The organism is Bartonella capreoli, from assembly GCF_902813205.1.
In the GTDB taxonomy this organism is placed as follows: Bacteria; Pseudomonadota; Alphaproteobacteria; order Rhizobiales; family Rhizobiaceae; genus Bartonella; species Bartonella schoenbuchensis.
In genome coordinates this window covers 1-418 of the sequence record NZ_CADDZX010000284.1, presented here as the reverse complement: position 1 = coordinate 418, position 418 = coordinate 1, and the positions used below count along the sequence as shown (strand labels likewise).

The window sequence follows — 418 nt, the reverse complement described above, 5'->3', positions numbered from 1 at the left end:
TAGAGCGTTTTTTGTGTTTATATGCTAACCATTTGAAGAAAAGGGTTGTTTTGGCGCTCATAGCCTATGCGACTTCCTGGACCATGCCCACAAATAAAACAAACGTCATCACCTAAGGGCAAAACTTTTTCCTTAAGAGATCTCATCAATTCTTCATGAGAACAGAATGGAAAATCCGTACGTCCAATAGAACCACGAAAAAGGACATCACCCAATAAAGCGAAGCGTTCTTTTTCATTGAAATAAATGACATGACCAGGGGAGTGTCCCGGTGTATGCAAAACCCTAAACTCATGTCCAGCAAAATGAACACACTCACCATCTTCTAACCATTGGTCAGGGATACAAATGCATGCATCTCTAATGCCGTAACTTTTTGCGCTTTCACTCACAACATCCATCAGGGGCTTGTCATCAC

The 418-nt window shown here is 41.6% G+C and carries 1 protein-coding gene; it reads right to left on the bottom strand.

Translation table 11 applies throughout. The features are described from left to right. Positions 1–17: 17 nt before the first annotated feature. On the bottom strand, positions 18–418 hold a 401-nt coding region (locus J7R05_RS08445), incomplete at its 5' end, for an MBL fold metallo-hydrolase (RefSeq protein ID WP_208541894.1).